Source organism: Dictyobacter alpinus, from assembly GCF_003967575.1.
Lineage (GTDB): Bacteria > Chloroflexota > Ktedonobacteria > Ktedonobacterales > Ktedonobacteraceae > Dictyobacter > Dictyobacter alpinus.
The window spans coordinates 3,707,144-3,730,321 of record NZ_BIFT01000001.1; the positions used below are offsets into that span (position 1 = coordinate 3,707,144).

Sequence of the window (23,178 nt, forward strand, 5' to 3'; positions counted from 1 at the left end):
TTTTTAATTACTCATCATGTGCTATAGCGTTTCACAACGGCGATACGCTACTTAAAATGGGAAGTGCATATTTTTTTCATTTAAAATAATAATATATATATGTAGTTAAAAGAATATAGCATATTTACAATGTACTTACAAGTATCATGTGCTGTAAGATCTATGCAACAACTACATTTATCATATGAGAATTGTTTTATGACGTTGTATTTGTAGTGTATTGTTGCTACCCTTTGTTCCGTTTCGTTTACACGTTGCACAAAATGTGGATAGTGGGCTATCTATAACGAATGGCTTGGGAATATGGCAAATAGTTTCAATTATTATTGCTCTGATTTGCCTTATTCTGGAAGCCTTAATTTAGAAATGTGCTTAGTACATCATTTATAATAGAAGAGTGGTTAACTTGTATGCATAGTTTTTCATCTGTGAGTTCAATGTGAGGGGGTAAAAGAAGGTTATCTTGATCTGATGCTATTTCTAACATCTGCGTTGCTCCTTCTGGCCAATTTTTTGGTGATTGCTTAATAAATCGCGTACGCAGATCATGATTTGCAACTATGCATGATATTATTTTGACCCCTCTCTTTTTCAATAAGTCTGCAGTTGCTACGACAGAAGATGATTGGAAAAACTCTCCGTCCGATATAATGATCAATACTTTTGCATTTTCTTGATATTGAGGATCAATAAAACGGATGGCTGCTTTGTCTAGAGCCAGAGCAAAAGGTGTGCCACCAAACATAATCTTGTCTGCTGTACTATGCTCTGTTTGGATGAGCGGTAGGATATTTGTAATTTGCCGTATTGGTCGCGTAACTTCTCGCATCGAGGCCAGTTGTATCCAGTATGGAAAATCTTGCTCTATTTGCTTTTCGAATTTTTCTAGAAAAATAGTGTAGATAGTTGTTTCAATTAGCGGCTGAATAATGTCCCATCCATGTTTTGCAATGCAGCGTTCCGTCAGGTTACGTGCCTTTTGATTGTTTATGTGTGCCCCAATGCTAAGTTTTGAGATTTCTAAATGTGCTAAGTGTTTTGCCATAATAAGGTTGATGTTTTTCTTAACCTCTAGGGCCAGTTCCGATTGCACTTGAGCAACAAGCACCATGGCTGTCTCCGCGTCCAGAGTTTCAACTAATTCTGAATTACCAAAACCAAGTGTCAGTGCCTTTAACGTTAAATGTGTATATTCTTCAATGAAGTTCTCCAAGCAATTTTGTATGATGTGTATGTATGTGCTTGCATTTTGCTCGAAATTATTTTTCGTGTCTTTAATGACATCATTGACGTAACTTTGTGAATCCTGGAACGAGACTTTTGCTATCTTTCTTTCTCTACCGACTGCATAATTCTGTGCATATTTGGCTAACCAATCTGGCAAGCTATTTTGCTGTTCGATTTGTGACAATTTGTATTGCCAGCCCCTCCGAAGTCTACGTATTGCCGATTGATACATTTCTTGCTGTATGTGAGATCGTAAGTTCTCCCCTACTGATTCGGTAATGGTGGAGTGCTCCATTATATCTTTCGCGTAATATTGCCACCGTTTATTTAATTGCTCTTGAAGATCAACGAGTTTATCTCTATCCGGCACTATATCTGCTAGGGCAAGTAGATCACAGACGAGATGGTGTACAGGTAATCTTTTGGTATTCGGTCCCATGCCATGTTCTCTTTGGTAGCTGATATCTTCGTTATTCATATGCATGAACGTTTTAAAGCCCATACCTAGGCAGAAGATTTCTGTATCATCTCTTTTTTCAGAGTCGTGCATGTCATTTTGAAATTCAAAAATGCGTTTATTTAGTAATTCTCGAATAATCTCGACTGGAGGTACTTTGCGACTATCATGATTGTTCCAGTTCCTTTGCATTGAACTAGAAACATCAAGAATGACCCCTAAAAGAATGTTGGATGTTTGTTTGGAATCGATCATGCTCCGTACTCCTATGCTTGTTAAAATTACTAGATAGTAGAGATTATTGATTGTGTGTTTGTCTATAGGCTGTTGGATTTTCTAAATGCCCCAATGTAATTCGTACGAACTCTTCTAAAACATCTGAGTGGTTTGCTTGTACAAAGAGTTTTGGTTGTGGATAGATCGTCCAACCTTTACTCAAGAGGAATGTCTCAATCCTTGTGCTTTCTTTTAATGGGGATGCCATTTCAAACATAATTCTCGCATCATCACTCCACTCAACTAAGGGTTGATTGCTCAATTGGCGAGGATTGATTACATCTTTATCTGTAATGAGGCAGGAGAGTATTGTGACTCCCATTGCGCGTAGTTTTGCTGCTAGAGGGAGTGGATTGGATGAGGAAAATTTCCCATCAGATATAAGGATAAGAATCGGCTGTGTTCCCTTTTCTTTGAGATTAAGTTCGCTCTCAAAGCGAGCAATAACTTTTGTGAGTACTTCAGTAACAGGTGTGGACTTGCCAAAGAGAAGGCCCTCTGCATTTTCTAGCATCTCTCCGCTATCATTCCACCATGTAGTGAGTTCATTAAGTGCTAATGTTGTGCTACCAATTGCAAGTGCACGAATTTCTACTTTTTCCTTTACTTCATCCCAGATCCGTTTACGAATCTGTTGCTGCATTGTTTTTTGAGCAAAACCTTCAGCTAAGTTAACTATACTGTTTATGCCTATACTTCGAATGAATTTCCCTAGCCCTTGATAGTTGTTCATTCTCTGCTGATTTTCCTGTTTAGCCCGTTGTATCGTTGTGTCAATGAGGTCAGATGTAATAATCTGTTGACTGGCTTTCCAGAGAGATAAAAGATCGCATACCCCTGTTGTTTGGAGGCCAAATGCATAGACAAACATATCTATCTCTGTTGCTGTATCCTCAGTTTGTATGGCTTGTATTCCCTGACGCGCTGATTGTGTGAGTTCTTTAAATGCTCTTTGAATACTTGTCAGCCGTTTGGTCTCATTGCCTGACTGATTAATAAAGCTTTTCTTCATAGAGGCTGAGAGATCAATGGCAACACCAACAAGCGCTTTTGTGTTTTGAATATAGATCGGCTCAGTGTTATCAAATTCTGTTTCTGAATTCTGGCGCTCTAGATCTTCCTGGAGATTTTCACCTTTTTTAATCAGTCGCGGAAGCGGAGACATGTTAGGGAAAATTTCTTGAAGATGTCGAATGCCTTCTCTATATGCTGCTTCTATATCTTTTCCGGCGGCAATTGCGTCATAGAAGCCTTCCGAAAATTTGATGGCTGCTAGATCGTCAAGAGCATCATCCATGGCAATAGTATAGGAGATATGTTGTGATATCAATGAACCTTGCTCCAAAGAATGGCAAGCATTGATGACGACACATTCAATAGTCTCATGATATTCTTGAAACAGATTTTGTAATACTGTCGGATTGATCTGACTGCGTCCGCCATACTCATCTGCTAATACTAATCCTTGTCCATGACCGTGACTAGCAATATGAACGATCTGGAACTTCTCATTGAGCAACGCTCTGCTTAAATCGCGAAATGTTGCAGCTGGTCGCGTTTCCAAAAGGATATTATCCCTATGCTTGCTTATCTCGATAGCGTTGTGTATAGTCCGTTCTTCAATATCAAGTCTTAGACGACTTGTTCCCATCGGGTTTGCAAAGACTGCCAGCACACGAATTTTATTGTCTGCTCTTTGTTCTCTGTATGAGGTATGTGGTGTTGATATGGTGGTTTTATTCGTTTGGAATTTTGCGAGAACTTCAAATGCGAATGCACTTGCATGCTGAGTGGCCATGAATTGATGAGTGATGTTATCCGTTTTTGGTGTATCAGTGATGATATTGGAGATTCCTCTGATGACAAGTGTGTCTACATGCTGGTTGGCATACATGGCTCTGAGGAAGCCATATCCCTCCATCTCTACTGCTAACGTATCTCCATAATTTTTTTGTAGAAACTGAACGGTCTCTGAGTGTAAAAATGCGATAACTTTTTCACCTGCTGCGATTGGTCCAACATATACCTGAGGTATTCTCTTACCTGTATCTGTTTTGATTCTCTCTCGCCAATCGTCTTTTTTGGCTTCCGCTAGTGCTCTTTGCTCTAGAGCATGTGTTGGGCTACCTATTTCAGGGCGTGGTTCAAATGAGATATTTGCCTTGCCAGACTCGTATCCGTAGATTTTATTTGCCGCTATAACATCGCCAATTTGTACATCTTTGAGTCCTCCAGCTGTACCAACATATATCACAACAGATGGTTGAAAATGAGTAACGGCTCTCTCTGTTGCTGCAGCGACTGCTGTGCTATTCGCTGATCCAACCTGCGCAATACCCACTAACCATGTTTGAGTCTTTGTTTGGAAGTAGCCCGATTCATAAATAGAACCATTATGCATTTCCTCTTGGTGATTATTGAGGTGATCTCGAACTGCCTGGTACTCAATAGCATGTGTTGTAAGGATAACTGCGCGATTAGATATGTGATGTAATGGCATAATATGCCTTCTTTCTTTGCTGATTAACAAGTGAAATCATTATCGATACTGAGGTTCGTAAATTAGTGTTTAAGCATTATCCTTTTCTGTCTCATTGATGATTGTCAATCCAGCTGTGATAACATTATTTTCTATATCCGCATGCTTTTGCCCTTGGAAGATTCCCAAGAGCGTAAAGTAGATATCAGCAATCTGATTAGGAGATTCACCCACAGCAAAGCTCTCTTGAATACGAGCTTGAAGCGCTTTAATCGTTTCTTCTGATGTTTTATCTCTAATTTGGCAACATATTTTGTAAAGCTGATCTTTGGTTCCCTCCTGGCGCTCAAATTCATTCTTAATTTCTTTGTTTAAGCGGTCTTGTTCATCCTTGTAGTCCAAAACGTCTTGCTCTGCTTGCATCTCCTCAAGTTTGATATCTCGGTTTCTGCGAATCGCGAAAATTTCCATATCTGGACCATTGTATCGTGGGTCTATATGGAATGATGCTTTGTCAATTTGCATGATAGAGAATCCATTCTGATCAAGCTCTGTGTTGCTCCAGTACAATAAGGGCATGTTATTGATTTGCACTTTGTCAAAAGGTATTCGAGATATATATTTTTCTATTAATTGCTGTAGCTGGATTATTGCTTGTTGTGCAGGATCCAAATTTTGGAAATAGGATCGAGCAACTGCTATTGCATCCCTTACAGTCAGCACTATCGGAATCTCGTATATATATTGATAGTTTTCTCGGGTGCGAACAGTGCCTGCTAATCTATAATTTTTTGGACTATGGGTTACTGCTAAGATCTTGCAACCATTTTTGACTTTTATCCGTGCATTTGAGGTTAATTTTTGCGGTTTTATATGATCTATCTGCATGGCATTTTCATCGTTAAAGATAACAAGACTGCGAATGGGGTCTGGTGTTATTGTTTGTGCTAAAAATGGTAAGCAGATGATGTCTCTTGTCTGTATAAGGCAGAGTTGATCTGTCACGAGATTAGTCATGATGGGTACCTCCTGGGTCTATTAATGACCTGATATTTGTTGAAGGACCGTTGATGCCATCTGGTTGAGAGCAGCATTACGGATTTGCCCTTCCTTCTGCCACTGTGTCAAATGGCGTCGATACATGTTGCTAATTGCTGAAGAATGTTTACCCGGCTGCTTCCATTTGCTTTCTCGCTTTTGTATATCTCGCCCTAAATGAATTAAAAATGATGTGTAGGAATGATAGATAAGCTCTGCCTGTGGATCCGACTCTTCTGCATGCATTCTGATAACTGTCTCAGCCCAGTTTCGTAAAAAAGATAATGCATCATCTACATGTGCTGTGACGATGGCATATTGAAAAAGTCTTGTAAGTATGTTTTTTATAGGATCGTCATGGAAGATCGCAGAAATGAAAATATTGCAGTTTAACTCTACAATTTGTATTCGTTCAGTTGGTATTTGTTGTGTATAGGATTCTGGTGAGGCGATATCTCCATTGGAATGGGTAGTTGCTGCAAGTGTGAGAAAAAAGGCATCATTGACATTCTTTATGCACCACTCCCTCTGTTGGCGTTCATACTCTCTTGCTTTGAGATTGTTTGTCGCAGACCATTGATCAATGGATTTTTCTGCTACGTCAGCAAGGCTGTGTAGCACTTTGCGGAGATGCCCTGACCAAACGAGGCTGATGTAAGTAGAGACACAGGCAGAAGAAAGAGTCTTTGTGCAATTGATATCGACTATTGGTAATCCTGATAGTAATTCATTCGTTTTTTTGAGAGCAATTTCTGGTGTTTCTCTACCAATAAAGCTATATGCGTAGGCAATTGTGCGCCCGAGATCGATATTTACTTGTACCTTTGTTTCATTATATTGTTCTTCATAGATTTTGCTTGTCCATTTATCGATGATTGTAAGAACTGAGCCATTATGGTTTCCTGTCAACTGCCTATACTGCTCATTTTCATAAGCTCCAGCAAGTAGTGATGCAGCTCGTCGATATCCAACTGTTGAGCTTTGTTTGGCGAATTCGTAGGCTTGTGCTTTCAGCTGCTGCACGTTTTTTATGTGTAGTATGGCCCCTAGCGATTTTGCTGCTAACCAATAGTCGTACTCAGCATCGCGGTGTTTTGACCAGTCTTTTGCTTTCCGGAAAAAGAAATCGCCATAGTCACCTTTATTGATAAATTCTCTGCTGAGGAATGTAATGACTCGTGTGTTGAATTGTGATAGCCCAAAATTATCTGTATCAAGCCAATAAATGCAAGCAACTCCATTTGATTGGCGCATAAGTGTGTGTGTGTGTGTGCGCAGATGACTTATTGAATGACGGTGCTGCTTCGGAAGTATCGAGAACGCCTCAGCTGGCGCTTGTGAGGATGTAATATAGTAGGATGTTATTTCATATTGCTTAAGTTCCTTATATAGAATTTCTGCTTGTTTAGAAATGATATGGGCAGGTGCTCCGTGGAGGATTGCAGTAGTAAATACATAATGTTGTTCATAGTCATCCAATTCATAAAACCAGGTAGCTATCTCGTCCTCTGTGGATGGCATTGTGCTAATTTGATCTTCCAATGTTGTGTCGGTGAAGGCTATTTGTTGCCGTTGTTCAAATGCTAAATCTTCCTTCAACGATTTTGCTGTGTCGCCTTCTATTTTGTTATCCCGCTTATTATCTGTATCACCTTGCTCAGCAATCTGATTGGCTCCATGGATGATATCGTTGTAGTAATTGCGATTGTAGTAATAATTATGATTGATGATGACATGTTGGTTATCTCCATTGGGCGCAATAATATTGCCCGATATGGTTTCTTGGCTGATAATTGTTTCCTTTGTAATCGGTTGGGAGGATTTTGTTTCAGTTGTATTTGTACTATACTCCTGAGATATCATTTCTTCTGTGTTCATTGTTGAATTGGTGTTTTGTTGCTCTTCAACTTCATTATTTGTATTTGTGTTTGCTGCCATCAACCTGTAATCTCCCAATTATGCGTCTTTCTCTCTACGTCGCTTTGAATGTTCTGTATAGTTGATGACGTTATGCCCATTATCTCCAATCGGTGCGATAATGTTGCCTGACGTTGTTTGTTGACGAATTGAAGATGTGGATGTTGGGTTTGATAGTACTGATTCTGATGAACGACGATCAAATGCCCCTTGAAGTTCTGGTGGGGTAAGCTTTGAAAGAATTTCAAAAGCAAAAGCACTAGCATGATTGGCGGCGATTTCCTGAGAATTGTTTTTGTCAGTCACATTTTTATTATCAATGAGATCTGATATTCCTCTAATGATCAGTGCCTCAACATGTTGGTTGGCGCGCGTGGCTTGTAAGAAACCATAGCCTTCCATTTCAACTGCAATGGCGTCGCTATATTGTTTTCTGAGAAATTGGTAGGTAGCAGAACGCGTTGAATCAATGACTTTTTCACCAGCGGCAATAGCATCGACGAAGACACGTGGTTGTGGAGTAACGTTTGATTTGATTGATCTATTAAACCATACTGTATCGCGAGCCTCCTTCTGCGCTCGCTGTATCATACGATAGGTTGATTGACCAATCTCGGGTCTAGGGAGAAACGTCTTGCTGGCTTTACCAGACTCATACCCATAAACTTTTGTGGCTGCAACTACATCTCCAATTAGTACATCTTTGAGCCCACCAGCAATACCAACGAAGAGAACTACCTGTGGTTTAAAGTAATCTATGGCGCGACCTGCTTCAAAAGCAGCGTTAGCACTACCTTTGCGCGTTTCTGCAATGCCAACCTCCCAACGTCTATTAGATGCGAGAAATACTCCTCTTTCATAGAGGGTCCCTTCTGGATGAATTTCCTCTTGTAGATCCTTGAGATGGGCACGAATAGCCTGGTACTCAAGAGGAATTGCTGTCAGAATGACCGCATTAAGATTTGTTTGCTTATCCAATGTTTTACTCCTTATTCTTCTCCATATAATGCATAACTCTCTGCTTGATAAAAAACCTACACTTGATACACATCCTTTCAGGAGGTTTTATGTGCCATACTGTTTTTATATGTGTTTGATTGTTACGTATAATGTTTTTATGTACCACATTGATAAGCATACCGTATGTGAATGTAAGTGTGAACTAGAAAGGATGGACATTTTCCAGACAGTTTCTGGACATTTCGCAGATCTTACTTTGTCTGTTTTATTGAGATGTTATGGGGGAATAGCATGAAGCAGAGTGAAAATTTCTCAACACGCTTAAGACAGGAACGTGAGCAGCGAGGTTGGTCTCAAGAAGTCCTTGCTGAGCGTTTGAAAACAAATGCAAAGACTATTTCTCGCTGGGAGCAGGGACGAAATCGCCCGCAGCCCTATCAGCGACAAGCGTTAAGCCAGCTCTTTGCAATGGATGTGGAAGAACTTGGTTTGGTTGATGAGGCTGCCTCCGTTAGTATTTTTGAGTACCAGGACTGGGGTGATGCACCACGTGGAGGCAATTTCTATGGACGTGCCCATCAATTGTATCTATTAGAACAAGCAATAGTGGATCGGCAATGCAAGGTAGTTACAATTCTGGGCCTTGGAGGAATTGGCAAGACCTCGTTGTGTACAAAGGTTGCAGATAAGCTAGGAGGTTCCTTCGATTATGTGTTCTGGCGTTCTCTACAAAATGCTCCAACCATTGATCAATTTATGCGCCAATGTATTCGATTTTTAACGCAGGAGCAATATATCACTGTACCTGAAAGTTTTGATGAGCAACAGCAACTCCTTTTGCGTTTTTTGAGGCACTCCCGTTGTTTGCTTATCTTGGACAATGTTGAGTCTATCATCGAAGAAGGACATTTAAACAGTCAATATCGTCAGGGGTTTAGTGCGTATGGAAGGTTGATACAAAGGATTGGTGAAACCCAACATCAGAGCTGTTTATTGTTGACCAGCCGTGAACAACCCAGGGAGATTGCTTTATTAGAAGGTGGTGCTTTTCCTGTGTATAAATTACACTTATCTGGGATTGCCTCTGATGAAGGTCAAGAATTGTTAAAGGAAAAGAAACTCGTAGGAACGCAGGAGGATTGGCATCAATTGACTGATTTTTACAATGGTAATCCTCTTGCGCTAAAACTCGTGTCAGATACAATTAGAGAGATATTTGGTGGTGATATTGCGCTTTTTCTAGCAAGCGGTGAATTTTCCTTTGGATATGTTGAAGATTTAATCGCAGTGCAGTTTGAGCGTCTGACGCATCAAGAGTGTTGTATTCTGTATTGGCTGGCTGTTGAGCGTGAGCCAGTTTCTTTAGAAACCATTTGTGATGATATTGTTCCAACTGTGACTCGCAAGGATGTTATTTCTGCACTGGACTCTTTGCGAAGGCGTAATTTCATAGAGCTACGCTCGACTGCTAAGTTTACGCTACAGCCTGTGATCATGGAATATGTCACAACGCATCTTATCGACGCTTTCTGTATAGCATTTACTGCTGAAAGCTCAGAGATGTGGAAGAACTATGTATTATTGAAGGCTCAGAGCAAAGATTTTATACGGGTAAGTCAGGAACATTTGATCTTTAATCCTCTTATTGAGCGCTTACTCTCTTTATTTGGAAAGAAGCAAGTGAGACAACGTTTATTGAGCATGGTCATGCTACAGCGTAGTGAAGCCCCTTTACAGAGAAACTATTTGGCGAATAATGTGCTGAGAGTGCTGGCTTACTTGCAAGATGATTTGCGAGATATTGATTTTTCATACCTGGCCTTCAAACAAACATACTTTCAGGATATCCTTTTGCATTATACAAATTTCTCTCATGCCCACTTTACTTCCTCCATTTTTAAGAGCACTTTCAGTAATATATTATGCATTGCATACAATCCTCTAGATGACACTTTTGCCATGGGAACCGCCACTGGAGAAGTATGGATCTATGATGCTTTGAACTGTGTTGCTCTTTCGCAATATACAGGACATACGGATGGTGTTTGGTCAGTTGCTTATAGCTCTGATGGCAGTGTACTAGCGAGTAGTAGTGATGATCAGAGTATACGCCTCTGGAATATAAGTACTGGGCGTTGTATCTGCGTGTTGCATGGGCATATGAATCGGGTGAGATCAGTAGCATTTAGTCCGGACCAACGCTATTTAGTGAGTGGCAGCGATGACCGAACCGTGAAATTGTGGGATGTTGATACTCGAGAATGTATAGCAACATTCCAGGGACATCGAGATCGTGTCTGGTCAGTTGCTTACAGCCCTGAGGGTCAGTCAATTGTGACAGGAAGTACTGATGGTACCATTTGTGTGTGGGATGTAAAAAGTAGAAAGTGTGTCACTACATTAGTTGGACACACTGGTTGGGTGCGATCGGTGGCATATAGCCATAATGGGAAGTTTTTGGTAAGTGGAAGTGATGATCAAACTGTTCGTGTTTGGAGTGTGAAAGATGGTTCTTGTCTCCATACTCTCGTTGGTCATCGTAACCGTGTTTGGTCGGTCGCCTTTCATGTGGCTGATCAGATGCTTATTAGTAGTAGCGAGGATCACTGCATTTGCCTATGGGATATGAATAGTGGTATGTGCTTACGAACATTACATGCTCACACAAGTGGTATACGTGCTATCGCCATAAGTTCTGATGGGAATTTGTTGGTAAGTGGTGGCGATGATCAGACAATTCGTATCTGGAATATGTACTCAGGGGTATGCCTCAAGACATTAACTGGATATGCTAATCGTGTTTGGTCAGTAGCTTTTCATCCAGAAATGCAGATGTTTATTAGTAGCTCAGAGGATCAGCGCCTACGCGTATGGAGAATGGTCACTGACAATACTGTGCCTGAGACGATGGACATTAAGCAGGGTAATGTCCATGGAGCCAGGTCGGTTGTGTTTAGTCCAGATGGCAAGTTGTATGCGAGCGCTGGGGAGGACCAGACTGTTCGCCTTTGGAATACCGATTCCAACTCTTGTGCGCATATTTTTAGGGGGCATACCAACTGGATTCGATCAGTTTCATTTAGTCCTGATGGTCAGTTTATCGTTAGTGGCGGAGAAGACAATACTGTAAAGGTATGGAGTATTCAGACCAAACAGTGTATCTTCTCGTTTGCTGAACATACGAGCTGGGTACGAACTGTTGCGTTTAGCCCATCTGGAAATGTTGTTGCTAGTGGAAGTGATGATAGTACAATTCGCCTTTGGGATCTGAAAACTGGCTCATGCAAATGGATATTCCAGGCTCACTCTGGTCGTGTTCGTTCACTTGTCTTTAGCCCAGATAACAAGATACTGGCTAGTTGTGGGGAGGATCAAAGGATATATCTTTGGGACCTTACTCAGGGACGCTTGCTTGCTGATTTGGATGGCCATAGGAGTTGGATACGAGCCCTCAGCTTTAATGTATCTGGAGCCTTACTGGCGAGTGCTGGTGATGATAAAGATATATTTCTCTGGGACGTTGCAACTCGTGCTTGCCTTAAAAAATTACATGGACATAGCGCACGTGTACGAACCATAAGTTTTCATCAGCATCTGCCTCTTTTACTCAGTGGAAGTGATGATGGGACTATACGTCTATGGAACACTGAGACAGTTGAATGTGAGAATATATATGCTTGTGAAAAACCCTACGAAGGCATAAATATCTCTGGTGTGACAGGATTAACGGATGCGCAAAAGGCCAGCCTTTTGCAATTAGGTGCTATTGAATAGCTCTTGAAGCTTTGTATTCCAGAAGCCAGTGTTAGAGGGAAGAATCTCTCTTGATGTACTACGATAGACGTAGGGGCGTTTTGTCTCCTCATACTATTACAAAGCTATTTCTAAAGATGCATCTTATTATCTTGCATCTTTAGAAATAGCTTTGTAATAGTATGGTGTCCCTCTTGGTAAAGTCTACATAAGCAATACGAACGGCCTCTCATGTATATGCTTGATAGCTCCACAGGAGCATATTGACCTTATGATTATTCGAACTAGTGATTTTCATTGCTTCATGTTTATGATTAAGATACTGTAAGAGACTACATTGAACGCGACAGGTAAGTGGCTTTATTTTTGCTAGTGATGTGTTTCTGGCGTAATATTTGTTACTATACATTTCAACAAGTTATTGGCACTATTTAGGAGCGTGTGAACTATTTTATATTTCTATGAATCTTCGTTTTGTGCTCAGGGTACAGCCACGCTAAACGGTGGATGAGCTCAAAAAGATTTTGCGAGGTTGTTCCCCTGGCCGTTTTGGCTGATTGGGCTAGCCAATGGTTTGATCCGTTTTCGTCTTCGTTTTTTTAGTTCTGGCACGATCTTGTACGTTGTTGATACTTTTCTTTTTTCTACAGTATAGTGTTCTGGTCTCCGCTAATGATTGTACTTTCAGATACATTACCACCAATGACGATATTGCGCTCACTTGATGAAGAGAGTAAATTTGCGTTGGGACGAACTTTCAGTGTAGCTGTTATTAGGTATTGGAGATACCCACGCCGATTTAGATAGGTGAGTAAGTTGTGACAACGGATTTCTTGTCCTTTACCTCCTACTATGTCAAGATTCACCTTCAAATCAATTCCGTCATTTTTCAAGTCTTGCTCGATATCACTACATAGAAGTTCCAAATCATCTATAGTGAAAGCATCTACCAGGACTTTTCTAAGTTTGTTAAGTTGAATATGAGATAGTTGGGACATAGTAGGCGATGCAGATTCTACTGGAATAGACTCAATCAAAGCTTTGGCATAGGCAGCAGCCACTGCGGCAGCGTATCCTTGCCATCTGTCATTTTTGTGTGAATCACTATAGTCACAGATACCTCGGATGAGAAGGTATCCGGTGCTACTACTCATCCAAGTGGCAGCGGCAATTCCAGAACCTTCCATTTCGATAGCCCGAACGTTGTACTCATCGCGTAGGCGATCTCGAAGTTGTGGCTCTTTCAACAACATATTCGAGGATCCGATCACGCCATAATGAAGCTTGGGTTGACCAGAAATACGCATTGTGTCTACAGGATGCGGTATAAGTTTATTTGGCTCGTGCGAATCATAGAGTCTGTCAGTTGTATCTGATGGCCGTGTTGCGTTTTCGAGGGTGGTAGTCAAAGCAATATATTGTTCCCAGGGGCGTTCATTGCGGATTCTTCTCGCTTCTAATAAGCGTATTGCTTGTTGCAGGCGTGCAGATGGCGGAGGATCCGAGGCGCGCATAGTAAAACGCTTTTGTAATGGTTTTTTGCCCTGAGCAATCCGTTCAAACTTACCAAGGTCAAACTGGATTACCCCAGCATCTGTAGAAAGGACAATATCGCCAAGTTTAACATGCTTCTCTGGGTGCCCTGGGTCTGGCACCCCTCCTGCGATTCCAACCATCAATATGTCACTTACCTTGGGAAAGCTACGGAGGAGATTGCTAGAAACCGCTGTCGCTAAGTTGTTTCCCATCTTAGGTAACAATGTCGCTACAACTGGATGTGGACCGATCATACCTACTGTGTAGCGTACGGGGTCATTAGGAATCGCTATATCAAAAGGCTGGTTAAGCATTACCTCAACAGCAGCGAATTCTTTTGGAAGAGCAGTGACGATAGCGAGTCGATATTGATTTACATTTATAACCATTTTCTCTTTAATCTACCTTAATAAGTTGCTAAACAATGAAGGGATTTGCTCTATCCGTGTGCAAGAATAATTGCATATTTAGATTCAAGATAACTCTCCATTAACTCTCGAATTTCTTCTTGTGTGCCTTGTCGAGTTCGTTCTAAACCAAAGCATGCACCAGCAAGGATAGCAATTATAGACGATTGATCTCTTGAATTTTCAGTTTGCCATTGAACAAGTTCTTTCTGTTCATCTAGCATCTTTGAGACATGATTTGCCATAACGCTGAGCCAGAATGCTTCCATAGAGAGAAATCGCTTTCTTTTGCTCAGGTGATTTTTGTCTTGAAGATATTCCGCGTTAGAATTGTCGAAAGGGATTGGCAAGAGCAGCTTATAGTTATCAATCATGCGATTGCTCCATTTAAACAGTTCCGTAAGTTCTCTGGCGAAATGTACATTGTCACTTGAAGTGAGCAGTCTATCAAATAACTGGCATAATTTATCCCAAATAACATCTCGGTGAGATAGCTCTTCTATATATTTCTGCTTAATGTATTCTAGTGGTACGTGACCTTGGAAGCGTTCAAGGTCACGAATTCGCCTTTCTTGCATCGTGACATTAGACTGGTATCCTCTGGGTGTTGTCGGTGTGGATTGAAGTGCGATTTTTGCCTGTTCAAGTAGGGCAGTTCCCAACTCTGGATTTTTATCAAGGTATGCGTCCAGTGCCTGTTTAAATAATTCCCGAGAGAGTATAGCATGAGCTGTACATATTATGCCTTGGTGGACAATTGCTGGACCATATGAAGAGCCCGAGGCCTCTCCAAAAATATGAAGGAACTTATCTGCAGTCCTCTGCGTTTTTGCAGATGTTGGCGTTTCGTATACCAACGCACATCGGAGCAGGTCTGTTGCCTGATTACTAATAAGTGGAGGAAATTCGAGGCGCAATATGAATTGCTCTTCTACATTAGTAAGAAGTTGGTTCGCTATTGGAAATGTTGCTGTGTTTCCTGCTTCTAAATGAGTTACTACTCCATTCACTTGGCTAATATGTGCAGAGTTCAATGGTTCCAGTTCTACGCGCAAATTACAGGCGATAACACCTGAATTTGAATGGAATGCTTCATGCAATGCTTGTTCTGCCTGGCTCACTGTATCTATGAAGTGAAGGCTGCCTCCTCCAACGGAAGCAAGCTCATTCAGTAAGTCAATGTTCCAATCTTCTCCCATTGAAATGCAAGTAGTTGCAATTTTTTCGGTTCTCCAGATGCTTTCCACTTGTTGCCTAAATTTAACTGGATTGGTCATACCTCGGTTCATGAGACCATCGGTAATAAGTACCACCCGGCGATCCCATGTATTATCTAATATGCGAAGTGTGCTAATTGCTGCTTGCCAAGCACCGAAAAGATCAGTATTTCCTCTTGGTACGATATTTCTTAATAAAAGTTTGTATGGTATTGAGTTCTTAATCTGTTGAAGTGGTACTGGAACCTCAATATAATCATCAAATGCCAGAACTGCAGCCTGATGATCTGGTTTTTGTGCACTATCTAGAAGGTAATCTGCTGCTGCACGTGCAACATCAGTTTTATACCCTTTCATACTTCCACTGCGATCAAAAGTTAGTGCCATTGCCTGACGTGAGGTGGATGCTATGGGTAGTGAACTACTTACCACCGGGATACGGACATATATGGCATGATTAGTGGATTTGTGCTTCTTTGAGGGGGAAACACTTCTTCGATCTGGTTCAATTACAAAGTAGAAATCAACCTCATCAGGACTTATGTCCACTTTTGTTCGTGATGATGTAGACGAAGGTGAGTCTGAATTGGCTGTGGGTATCGTTGACGGTGACACAAGTAAACTGCGTAGATCTATTGCTCCAGGATTAGTTCGTTCTAATTCACGCACAAATTCTGTTAAGCTTCTTTTGCGGTCGAAATAATCGATAACTTTGTGGACAATTGTTGTGAAACTTAATCCTCTTGGCTCGATAATATGGTCTAGGCGTATTTGAAAAGAGTCGGATAAAAATATTTCTAACTCATCCGTATTGTGAGTGTTAGCAACAACTTGAGCTAACTTCGGAATATTAATGTTAGATGGCATGGCCTGGTAGCCTTTCCGATACTTCAAGTCTATTCATAGTGATGATAAGACTGATGGTAGGAATGCCTAGCAATTCATCTGAATTGCCTCTCCTCAGTTCATATAGGATAATCCCAGGAATCAAATTTGCACTTTGGTGCTAATATTTATTAATACTTGTCATTCAAGTATTAAAAGTGGTTGCTTGGCGGATACATATAATAATTATTATATTGATGTTATTGTATGCTACCTGTCAAGTAGTAAATCTTAGTTGATTATTTGAACCGTAATAAAAAGTTCGTTTAATATTTTTAAGTTCGACCGTGCCAATAATCTGATTATGCCAAATAGTTCCTGTACAGTTCTCGGATAGGTTACCATAGAGAGAAGGAACGTGGCTGTGGTATGTCGCAGATCATGAAAACAGATGAGTAAAATGCCTGTTTTTCTGATATTAGCCGAAATGATCCATAGATAAGATCATTCACATGCAATAATTACTCGTTGGTGGTGCAAAAGATCCACATCCTTCTCCGCTTTTCCGTTCCTTTCGGACATTTCTTCGGAAATCCTCTATGAGAGATCCCGGGAGTATGCTAGAATTGGTCCACATAATGTTCTAATAGCATAGAATGGAGACAATATGGGTAAAATGAGCAATGCGGAACTCAGAGGTTTGTGAACGCCGGCGAGATGAATACGATTGAGCTTAAATTAGTCGCCCCTCGTGTTTTTGAAGGGATTCAATTTATGGAAACTGCTCTTGCTGTACCTTTATTGGAATCGCAGATTGATGTGGCAAATAGGTTGTATCAGCAATTACGGCAATGGAAAGATACAGATCAAGCACTTGAAGCTTTGCACATTCGCTTTCCTGGATTCGACATGGACGCAACGCTGTTAAAGGTTGTTGCGGTAAACCAACTGTATGGGACGCAACTCTATACGGTAGTCCCGATGGCCAGGCATGTCACTGAGGTCATGCGTGTGGCAGATAGGCGAGAGGAGACAGAACTCGTCGAGCAGATTGCCGCGTTTTCAGGCCCCAAACATCTCAGTTTTGCCTCCAAGTTTGCTCACTTTTTCATCCATATGGAACGTTTCCCTCTCTATGATTCCTTTGCGAGAAACATGGTTGCCCACCATCTGGGAGCATCACCTGCGCGTGCTGTTGGAACAACTTCACTGTATAAGGCTTTTGTAGAAGACGTAGAGCGGTTAAAGCAGCGTGCCGCTTTATCATGTTCGAACAAAGAACTTGATCGGTATTTGTGGCTGGCTGGCCTCTATCTGCTGTGGAAGAGATATACAGATGAGAAGGACGACACGAAGAAGAAACGATTGAGAATGAATGCAGAGGTTGAAGCACTCTTCAATGATGTGTCATTGCTGAATGCAGTTGAACTGGCTCAATTGTATTCATTTCATCAAGATACATGATAGGCAATCAGGGATTCTTCGCGTAAAATGTCGATATGAATAGTAATGAAATTCGCGCTGTGTATGACAGCCGGTCAATTACGGTCTACCAGGCGTATTCGAAGGCGATTGCCCTGCCTGCAATACAACACAATCGCTTTGTGCCCCCGTTTTCGATGTACCGTATGACCTGGATTAAGCCTTCTTTTCTCTGGCTTATGGAACGCAGCAACTGGGGACGCAAATCTGGCCAGGAAATGATTTTGGCTATTCGCATGACACGGCAGGGATGGGAGGAGGCGCTTTCTCAGGCTGTGTTGACCGCGTATGATCCATCGGTTTACCGTAGTTATGACGAGTGGGCCACGCAGTTTGAGCAGGCACGTGTCCATGTGCAATGGGATCCTGAACGGTCTCTCCGAGGCAAGAGCCTTCCTATCAATAGCATTCAAGTGGGTCTGAGTCGCTTTATTATTGAGCAGTATGTTCATGAATGGACCGTAGAGATTCGAGATGCAACTCCCTTGGTGAGAAAGATCTCTACCCTCTTGCAGGAGGGCAAGGAAGCGAAAGCGAAGGCCTTGTTGCCTGGCGAACGTGTGTATCCATTACTACAACCCCTTGCCCGGCGCATAGGTATGAGATCGGAGCATATACTGTGATATGGCTATGATCAAAGGTAGAGAAAGGTTACTGCTGATAGATGTATACTTGTTGCTTTGTACAAACTCTTGAAGATGATGCCTTGATGCTCGATGCGCTGCCGCTCGGGGATGTTCCACGCGGGCTTGGAACTCCATCACAATATTGTCTGGTGGAGGAGAACGGAGAACCCGTGATGAGGATTGATGTGTATGGAGACACGGGAGGATTCGCTGATATACAGATATGGCACAACTGGTTGGTCATCGGTTTTGCCGATATGGTCCATTTTGTCTCTCTTGAGACGCGACAGTACTCTTCTCATGCCTTGTGCGGCTACTTTGGACATCTCTATCCGCTTCAAGGGGCGCTTCTTGTCGCATCGGCCTCGGATCTGCTGTGCTTTGATGCGCAGGCCCGATTGCAATGGATCACGGAAGATCTGGGGATTGATGGCGTCGTCATCAGTCGCGTCGCAGGCAACATCATCTATGGTGAAGGCGAGTGGGATCCGCCGGGGGGATGGCGACCATTTCAGCTTGCGCTACACACTGGACATATTGTTGCAGAACAATAGTTCCTCAGACGCGTATGTATTGGGAGAGATCAATTTTATGAGAATTCAATCAGAAGATAATTTGTACTTCATTCAGTTGACCCTTCAAGAAGTGAATATGCTCTACTATCCAGGCGTGTGTGTCCAGATCGAAGCCAGCGCGCATGGGTTCTCTGCCAGCATGCATTCTGTCTGGTGGAGTATCGATGACATGCACGTTTTCCTCACCGATCTGGTACGTCTAGAACAGCAGCGTGCTGGGACGGCCGTATTAGTCAGCATGAGTCCGAGTGAAGCTATTCTTTCCTTCCAATCAGTCGATCGGGTGGGACATATGATTGCCAAAATCGATCTCACACGCAGCGTGCTCCTCTCTACTGCCGCTCAATGTATCGATCATCACCTCAGCGTCGCCTTTGATATTGATGTTTCTCTTCTTCCCAAATTGGTCAGATCGTTTGAGCAACTGATACCAAAAGACGAGGATGAGCAGCAAGCAGTATGTACATGAAGGCTGGTTTGACCGGCACATGCGTCCTTGTTCCTTGTTATGATGGAGGACATGTAATAGTGTTATGTTGTGAATGCACTACCTCTCTGCCTAAAAAAGAGGTAATTCTTGCTGAAAATGAGCATTGTAGCAACCATACTTTGATACAGCGCTTGCAGGCTTACTTCAATATACAATTAAGCTTTGAGTTCATCGAGTAAGCAGTTGAATACTTTTTGATAGACTTTGGGATCCTCCCACCCGGCAAAATCCAGTGGAGATCGTTCTTCTAGTGCAACGAATGTACTGCCCAGGAGTTGCTTGAGCTGATTTTTGAGCCAATCTGGAGCGTCCATCTCCTCCCATGGTGATTGATCAAGACACTGTTTCCAGTCTTGCATTTGTGGGCTTTGGGACTGATCTAGGCACAGGATGATAAGGTTCTGAAGGTTCAGACGTTTTGCTACTTGCAGTCTGAGAAGCAAGTCCCGGCCCATCTGATTCCATTTCTCTGGAGTGAGCTCTGGCAGTACGAGCAGGAGCTTGTCGCGAGGATTCAGAGCATCTAGCCAGAGATTGTGATTCGTTACAGCTCCATGATAGGTCATACCTTCATCCTCCTCATAATCAACACAAGACAACCAGCAGCGAACACCTGCGTGTTGCAGGTCAGCATGCAATTGGCTAGCGAATGTCTGATCATGGTTCTCATAGATGAGAAAGCACGTTGCGGTGGGAAACGGTGTTCTTGTGAGCGCCTGTGCATACTCGATTCCCCTTTCAGAGGCGCCCACTCCTTTGAGAAAGATGTCGGGGATAGCGCCCTGAGAGCGCATCAAGGTCTGTATATCAATGTAGGAGCGCCCGCCATGCCAGACACTTTCCAGACCCTTGACCTGGCTCAGGTCTACATTGCCCAGGTTAGTTCCCTGCAAGAGCGCCCGCGAGAAATTTGCTCCGGTTAGTACCGCCTCATTCAGGATTGCCCCTCTGAGGTGGGATGCAGTAAGATCGGCTTCTCTGAGCGACGCTCGCTCCAGTACGGCTCTCAGCAAACTGGCTTTGACGAGCCTGGCCCCATCCAATCTGGCATCCCGCAGATTGGCGTCATCGCAGTCCGCTTTTTCCATGTTGGCCTGGGTAAAATCTGAGCCCCTGAGATTGGCGCTAGCCAGACTGGCGAAGTACAAGTTGGCTTGTGTCAGGTTCGCGTACACGAGCTCAGTATGGCGCAGATCAACCCTTGAGAGATCGCTATGGTGAAAATTTGCCCCATTCAGATGAGCCTCGATGAGTTCGACTTCATGCAGGGTTGCGCCGGAAAAATCAGATTTCATCAAATTAGCTCCAATGAGGGCTATATGCGAAAGATGCGCACCTCGAAAGGATGCGTCGCTAAGGTTACTATTGCTGAGATCTATGTTTTCAAGGTGAGCATGATCGAGATCGGGTTTTATCTGAGGATGTTCACGTTTCCAACTATTCCACGCTTCCCCCCCTTGTTGTAGGAGTGCAAGGTGTTCTTGATTAGCCATAGATGTTGTCTCTCCATTCGTCATCGGGATCATACATCCTTGAATATTGTTGGCGTGCATCGTGTTTTTCTTTCCTCTTCTTAACATAGAGATGCAGTAATGTACTGTTGTGCCAATCCTATGTCAGAAAGAGATAAGGTTGATGGGTTACTGGGAGGGAATCCAGATGCTGGCGTCAGCAAAGGCAATATCGGTACGTTGTGATACATCATCGGAAAGAGCGATCGTCCCGATAAGACCAGTGCTATAGGTTGCGTCAGTCACGCTGGCGACGTGGTGCTGATTGATAAAGAGATCTAGCTTACTCCCATGTGCGACGACCGCGAGCAGATTGGCCGCTCCCCGCCGTTGATTGATGCTAGACGAGGCGCTTCTGGCAAGAACTGGCGCGTCAGTGTTCGCGCTCGAAAACACTATGAAGTCTCCCTTGTCGGACACGAGAAAGGCGTAAAAGTGTGCATGGGGACTTTGCCGGAAGATGATGCCGCCCAGATGGCCCTGTTGCACGCTCACTTTTACCTGATAGGTGAAATTGCTGAAGCGCGTCCCGCCGTTGAGGCAGTATACCTCTGTATGCGAGGACGATTGATCGCTGGTCGAGACGTGATACATGTGATCGGCAAAATAGCACCCCTTTGTCGCGGCTGATCCAGGGTCTCCATCATGGACATCGTCCATCCAATGATAGCCATGGGCATCACCAAGAGCGTTATCGTGCATGGGATCACGTATCACCAGTAATTCCTGCTGCTGTCTGTACGGGTTCAACGTCATCGGAGCCCCGCTCGTAAGCGAGGGTCGTGTGCTGCCGTGGTGAATTATGGTCTCTACTGTATAGAGCCAGAAGACCATCAGTGCCACCAGGAGTACTGCAGCCGCTCCCCCGGCAAAGAGGATGGTGTACAGCTTTTTCTTCTTGAAAGGGGCAGACCGTGAGGAGTGCGGTACTGGATGCAGTGGCGCGTGGTACTCGAACGTTGGAGTCAACCACTCCGGTGACGATGGTGTACCCTGGATATGAGCATTTTGCTCTGGCTGAGTTTCCTGGCATTGGGAACAGACAGTGCTGTCATCGGGGAGCCGGGTGCCACAGAAAAAACACGTCATGGTGATCCTTCTCCATTTTTTCAGTGAAATAGCCACGTACACGGTGGCTATCGTATTATAGAGGTAAATATATATGCGTGTAAATAATAGTAGGTCAGTCAGTGTGAAATAAGAGGTTTTGATGGAAATAGATTCATCTTACTCATAGTATTCGTGCAGCTCCGCACTGTCAGGTGTATGAGCCTGCAGTATTTCTAATTTTAGAGCCAAATCAGGTTGTACCAGAAGACGTAAAGCGGTGGTACACGCTCTGTGGAGAAGTCAGTCTGTTTGATGATCCAGGTAAGATGTCTTATTCGATAACTATTGTGTCGCCTCCTGCGTGCTCGTGAGAAAGGGACCGAGGCGGCACTCTCTGCGCTCATCATCTGCCGTCCATACGTGCCAGTTCGTCCTCGACATTCTCTTCTGTGATTATACAACGGAACATGATATATTTATCCATCCGTTGTATAAAACACACTGTATAATAAACACAAACTATACAACGGAGCAAGCTTTTTTCTGTCATCCGTTGTATAGATATCTGATGGAAAGGGAATGATACCAGGTGAGTAAGCAGCAGAAGCCGATTATGGACGCGAGGTTGGCGGCTTGCCTCCAACAGAAAAAGGCCAGAGTAGATGGATACCGGCCGCTAACAGCCGGGACCGTTGCCAGGCTCAATGAGGATTTGAAGATCATGTTGACCTACTATTGTGTGATTTCTGCACGGTAAACACTGGAGGGACATCAGAGTGGATGCGTCGTACAACCTCCTGGATGATTGCGCGCAGCTGCGGCTCATGTTGGCGGATAAGGCCATCACAGAAGCGTTCCCCACGGCAAACAAGAAAGACGACATCTAACAGGTCCTGTGTTGAGAGTTCCTCATAAGAAGCTTTCACCTTAACTTGACGCAAGATGGGATTGGCCCATTGCCCCGCTTCACTATGGCGGTTATATGCACCATCTACGCACATTGCTAGTTGTATAAAACCATCATATTGATCTTCGGGTTTTGGATCATCAACGTAACCAATCCCCAGAGCATATGTGGGTGGCCCCCATGATAGGGGGTTGTCAAGAAGCGTTTCAGCCAGTTCAACCGGCCAGCGCTTTATCCCCTTGCCTAAAAGCACTTCGTCTTGTCTTTCTTCCATCAGTTTCTTCTCTTCGTCGATGTATATAGCAGGGCTTCTCGGACATTCTTCCGCCATATTTCTGATTGTAAGCAGCTTATCTATGCTGTGAGAAACCGGGTTGGCTGCTATATTTCCTCCTGAAAAAGAGCGCGTAGCAACTCCCCCGATGCCCTTCTCACAAACGTACTT

General features: G+C 43.1%; 15 protein-coding genes. 5 read left to right on the forward strand and 10 right to left on the reverse strand.

The window, feature by feature from the left end; all coding sequences use genetic code 11:
* Positions 1-355: 355 nt before the first annotated feature.
* The 5 genes from EL633_RS14730 to EL633_RS14750 all read right to left on the reverse strand — a co-directional run bounded on the left by EL633_RS14730 (position 356) and on the right by EL633_RS14750 (position 8,372).
* Positions 356-1,939 (reverse strand): vWA domain-containing protein, encoded by a 1,584-nt coding sequence (locus EL633_RS14730; RefSeq protein WP_126627905.1) that lies wholly within the window; start codon positions 1,937-1,939, stop codon positions 356-358.
* Positions 1,940-1,982: 43 nt separating this feature from the next.
* A complete protein-coding gene (locus EL633_RS14735) occupies positions 1,983-4,460 on the reverse strand; it encodes a phosphorylase family protein (RefSeq protein ID WP_126627906.1) in 2,478 nt (825 codons plus the stop codon).
* 69 nt (positions 4,461-4,529) lie between these two features.
* Positions 4,530-5,456, reverse strand: a complete 927-nt coding sequence (locus EL633_RS14740; RefSeq protein ID WP_126627907.1) for a hypothetical protein — start codon at positions 5,454-5,456, stop codon at positions 4,530-4,532.
* A gap of 21 nt (positions 5,457-5,477) precedes the next feature.
* A complete protein-coding gene (locus tag EL633_RS14745; RefSeq protein ID WP_126627908.1) occupies positions 5,478-7,415 on the reverse strand; it encodes a hypothetical protein in 1,938 nt (645 codons plus the stop codon).
* Positions 7,416-7,433: 18 nt separating this feature from the next.
* A complete protein-coding gene (locus EL633_RS14750; protein WP_126627909.1) occupies positions 7,434-8,372 on the reverse strand; it encodes a 5'-methylthioadenosine/S-adenosylhomocysteine nucleosidase family protein in 939 nt (312 codons plus the stop codon).
* Between the two features lie 273 nt (positions 8,373-8,645).
* Between EL633_RS14750 and EL633_RS14755 the strand changes: the two genes are divergently transcribed.
* Positions 8,646-12,128: a WD40 domain-containing protein gene (locus tag EL633_RS14755; RefSeq protein WP_161982152.1), complete on the forward strand. Its 3,483-nt coding sequence runs from the start codon at positions 8,646-8,648 to the stop codon at positions 12,126-12,128.
* Positions 12,129-12,751: 623 nt separating this feature from the next.
* Here the strand turns inward: EL633_RS14755 and EL633_RS14760 are convergent.
* Both EL633_RS14760 and EL633_RS14765 read right to left on the reverse strand, forming a co-directional pair.
* Positions 12,752-14,032, reverse strand: coding sequence for a phosphorylase family protein (locus EL633_RS14760; protein WP_126627911.1), 1,281 nt, complete (start codon positions 14,030-14,032; stop codon positions 12,752-12,754).
* 50 nt (positions 14,033-14,082) lie between these two features.
* Positions 14,083-16,134, reverse strand: a complete 2,052-nt coding sequence (locus EL633_RS14765; RefSeq protein WP_126627912.1) for a vWA domain-containing protein — start codon at positions 16,132-16,134, stop codon at positions 14,083-14,085.
* Positions 16,135-16,866: 732 nt separating this feature from the next.
* Between EL633_RS14765 and EL633_RS14770 the strand changes: the two genes are divergently transcribed.
* From EL633_RS14770 to EL633_RS14785, 4 genes are read left to right on the forward strand one after another with little or no spacing between them, the layout of a single operon-like run.
* Positions 16,867-17,556, forward strand: a complete 690-nt coding sequence (locus tag EL633_RS14770; RefSeq protein ID WP_126627913.1) for an HI_0787 family protein — start codon at positions 16,867-16,869, stop codon at positions 17,554-17,556.
* A 35-nt stretch (positions 17,557-17,591) separates the two neighbouring features.
* Positions 17,592-18,197, forward strand: a complete 606-nt coding sequence (locus EL633_RS14775) for a DUF4291 domain-containing protein (RefSeq protein ID WP_126627914.1) — start codon at positions 17,592-17,594, stop codon at positions 18,195-18,197.
* Between the two features lie 41 nt (positions 18,198-18,238).
* The gene (locus EL633_RS14780; RefSeq protein ID WP_126627915.1) at positions 18,239-18,754 is read left to right on the forward strand and encodes a hypothetical protein; all 516 of its coding nucleotides are present in this window, start codon (positions 18,239-18,241) and stop codon (positions 18,752-18,754) included.
* 37 nt (positions 18,755-18,791) lie between these two features.
* Complete coding sequence (locus tag EL633_RS14785) at positions 18,792-19,244, forward strand: hypothetical protein (protein WP_126627916.1); 453 nt, start codon at positions 18,792-18,794, stop codon at positions 19,242-19,244.
* 176 nt (positions 19,245-19,420) lie between these two features.
* Here the strand turns inward: EL633_RS14785 and EL633_RS14790 are convergent, their stop codons facing one another.
* The 3 genes from EL633_RS14790 to EL633_RS14800 form a co-directional block, all read right to left on the reverse strand.
* Positions 19,421-20,758 carry a pentapeptide repeat-containing protein gene (locus tag EL633_RS14790; protein WP_161982153.1) on the reverse strand — a complete coding sequence of 446 codons (1,338 nt, stop codon included), beginning with the start codon at positions 20,756-20,758 and terminating at the stop codon, positions 19,421-19,423.
* 147 nt (positions 20,759-20,905) lie between these two features.
* Positions 20,906-21,865, reverse strand: coding sequence for a hypothetical protein (locus EL633_RS14795; protein WP_126627918.1), 960 nt, complete (start codon positions 21,863-21,865; stop codon positions 20,906-20,908).
* A 680-nt stretch (positions 21,866-22,545) separates the two neighbouring features.
* Positions 22,546-23,007 carry a hypothetical protein gene (locus tag EL633_RS14800; RefSeq protein WP_126627919.1) on the reverse strand — a complete coding sequence of 154 codons (462 nt, stop codon included), beginning with the start codon at positions 23,005-23,007 and terminating at the stop codon, positions 22,546-22,548.
* Positions 23,008-23,178 lie beyond the last annotated feature (171 nt).

Bases quoted from the DNA above. Each gene is read 5' to 3' on its own strand.
- EL633_RS14730 (WP_126627905.1), bottom strand. From the start codon at position 1,939: ATGATCGATTCCAAACAAACATCCAACATTCTTTTAGGGGTCATTCTT.
- EL633_RS14735 (WP_126627906.1), bottom strand. From the start codon at position 4,460: ATGCCATTACATCACATATCTAATCGCGCAGTTATCCTTACAACACAT.
- EL633_RS14740 (WP_126627907.1), bottom strand. From the start codon at position 5,456: ATGACTAATCTCGTGACAGATCAACTCTGCCTTATACAGACAAGAGAC.
- EL633_RS14745 (WP_126627908.1), bottom strand. From the start codon at position 7,415: ATGGCAGCAAACACAAATACAAATAATGAAGTTGAAGAGCAACAAAAC.
- EL633_RS14755 (WP_161982152.1), top strand. From the start codon at position 8,646: ATGAAGCAGAGTGAAAATTTCTCAACACGCTTAAGACAGGAACGTGAG.
- EL633_RS14760 (WP_126627911.1), bottom strand. From the start codon at position 14,032: ATGGTTATAAATGTAAATCAATATCGACTCGCTATCGTCACTGCTCTT.
- EL633_RS14765 (WP_126627912.1), bottom strand. From the start codon at position 16,134: ATGCCATCTAACATTAATATTCCGAAGTTAGCTCAAGTTGTTGCTAAC.
- EL633_RS14770 (WP_126627913.1), top strand. From the start codon at position 16,867: ATGGAAACTGCTCTTGCTGTACCTTTATTGGAATCGCAGATTGATGTG.
- EL633_RS14775 (WP_126627914.1), top strand. From the start codon at position 17,592: ATGAATAGTAATGAAATTCGCGCTGTGTATGACAGCCGGTCAATTACG.
- EL633_RS14780 (WP_126627915.1), top strand. From the start codon at position 18,239: ATGTATACTTGTTGCTTTGTACAAACTCTTGAAGATGATGCCTTGATG.
- EL633_RS14785 (WP_126627916.1), top strand. From the start codon at position 18,792: ATGAGAATTCAATCAGAAGATAATTTGTACTTCATTCAGTTGACCCTT.
- EL633_RS14790 (WP_161982153.1), bottom strand. From the start codon at position 20,758: ATGGCTAATCAAGAACACCTTGCACTCCTACAACAAGGGGGGGAAGCG.
- EL633_RS14795 (WP_126627918.1), bottom strand. From the start codon at position 21,865: ATGACGTGTTTTTTCTGTGGCACCCGGCTCCCCGATGACAGCACTGTC.
- EL633_RS14800 (WP_126627919.1), bottom strand. From the start codon at position 23,007: ATGGAAGAAAGACAAGACGAAGTGCTTTTAGGCAAGGGGATAAAGCGC.